Source organism: Capnocytophaga sp. oral taxon 338 str. F0234 (assembly GCF_000192225.1).
Classification (GTDB): domain Bacteria; phylum Bacteroidota; class Bacteroidia; order Flavobacteriales; family Flavobacteriaceae; genus Capnocytophaga.
The window spans coordinates 1,793,767-1,795,433 of record NZ_GL872413.1 but is presented as its reverse complement, the minus strand read 5'-3'; the positions used below and the strand labels follow the sequence as shown (position 1 = coordinate 1,795,433).

The window sequence follows — 1,667 nt, the reverse complement described above, 5'->3', positions numbered from 1 at the left end:
CGGTGTTATTGTTTCGCAAGAAGGCAGCTACTTCTATGATGATGTATGTGCTTATAGCAATGGTATTTTTATACGTTTATACCTTCTGCTTTCGCAATCGTTGGCAATTATTAGGAGAACAAACCTCTATATTTGATATAGTAATTTTAGGGCTCTATCTTTTATACTATTTATACCTTTTGTTGCTAAAGAGGAAATATATCATTAAGTAATACAAATTTACACTTGGGATTACACTTTGGAAGATAAAACCCTAACCTTTAGAGCGTATCGGGAAGTTTGTAAGGAGTTAGAGGAGATTTTGTTTAATAAAGTAACTAAAAATATTTGGAAAAGATGAATACTAACATTATCAATCAATTAGAAAACTTTTTGTATAAGGCAGGTGAGGCTGTGCAACGTGTATTATTTGTTACAGACGTCAAAAATCCAATTTATGAAGATAGTCAAGAAGTTTTACAGTTAGCTCAAAAACAAATTGTAGCACCTTTAGGAGCTATGCCTAACGAAGAAGTATATGCTTTCATTGGTGTACATTCCAAAACTGTACTTTCAGGGAAAAGGGATAGTGTAGGCTTTGTCATAACCAATTTTAGAGTCCTCACTCAAACAGATGTTTCTGTAATAAGTACCCCTAAAAAAGCTAGTAGTCATCTCTTTACCAACAAGGATAACCCTGATGACCTTGCTAGTGAGTTATGGCAAAATTTCATTACGAAAGTAGATGAAACGATTCCCAAGGAGTATGCAACTATGTTGGAAGTTCCTTTGAAAACGGTACTTACCATTGTTCTACTTCAATTGAAAACAGAAGGGCAATTGCCTGATGAGATTAAAAAAGCCACAGACCTTAAAGGGAGAATCAAACAATTAGGGATAGAAGACCAATTGAAATTCTATGCAGAAAATGAAAAGAAATATAAGAAGTTTGCTAACAAACATAAGATAGAAGGCATTCTATTAGGAAGTTTAGCAGCTCCTCTCTTGTTTGGGGGTCTTTATGGCTTTGTACTTACCAAGGAGGGTTTAATAAGTAGGGACTTGATGGAAGAAGCTGTAAGAAGTAGTTGGCAAGAGATCAAAGAACACCCCGCACAAAAGAGCCAAGAAGGTGATGCCTTTACCATAGGTGATAAAAAGCACTTTATCCCTGCACATCAAAAGGAATATCTAGAACCTTTTTTAACGCTTATCAATGAAATAGCACAAGGAGAAGTCTCCTTAAACTCATAGATTAATCATATAGCAAATGAAAATCATAGGAATTAGTGTACGCACTACCAATCAGAACGGACAGGCGATGCAAGACATCGGAAACCTTTGGCAACGCTTTTTTAGTGAGCAACTTTTGGCAAAAATTCCCAATAAGGTAAGCGATACCATTTACAGCATCTACACCGATTACCAAAAGGACTATACCGAGCCTTATACTTGTATAATAGGAGTAGAAGTTACCACGCTCAGCACAATTCCCGACGGCTTAGAAGGCAGGGAATTCCCTGAGCAAACCTTTCAAAAGTTTGTAGCCAAAGGCACAATGCCTCAGGCTGTAGGGGCAATGTGGCAACATATCTGGGACAACGACGCCACACTCAATCGTACTTACGTATATGACTATGAGCGCTACACCGAGAAGTCTCAGCAAGGCGATGCCTCCGAAGTAGCTA

At 37.6% G+C, this 1,667-nt stretch carries 2 protein-coding genes and 1 pseudogene; all 3 read left to right on the top strand.

The window, feature by feature from the left end; genetic code table 11:
- Window positions 1-212 (top strand): annotated as a pseudogene (locus HMPREF9071_RS12390) (hypothetical protein); the annotation flags it as partial.
- A 124-nt stretch (window positions 213-336) separates the two neighbouring features.
- A complete protein-coding gene (locus tag HMPREF9071_RS08155) occupies window positions 337-1,233 on the top strand; it encodes a hypothetical protein (RefSeq protein ID WP_009746136.1) in 897 nt (298 codons plus the stop codon).
- 16 nt (window positions 1,234-1,249) lie between these two features.
- Window positions 1,250-1,667, top strand: a 418-nt coding sequence (locus tag HMPREF9071_RS08150; protein WP_009746135.1) for a GyrI-like domain-containing protein, incomplete at its 3' end; no start/stop codon positions are given.

Bases quoted from the DNA above. Each gene is read 5' to 3' on its own strand.
- HMPREF9071_RS08155 (WP_009746136.1), top strand. From the start codon at position 337: ATGAATACTAACATTATCAATCAATTAGAAAACTTTTTGTATAAGGCA.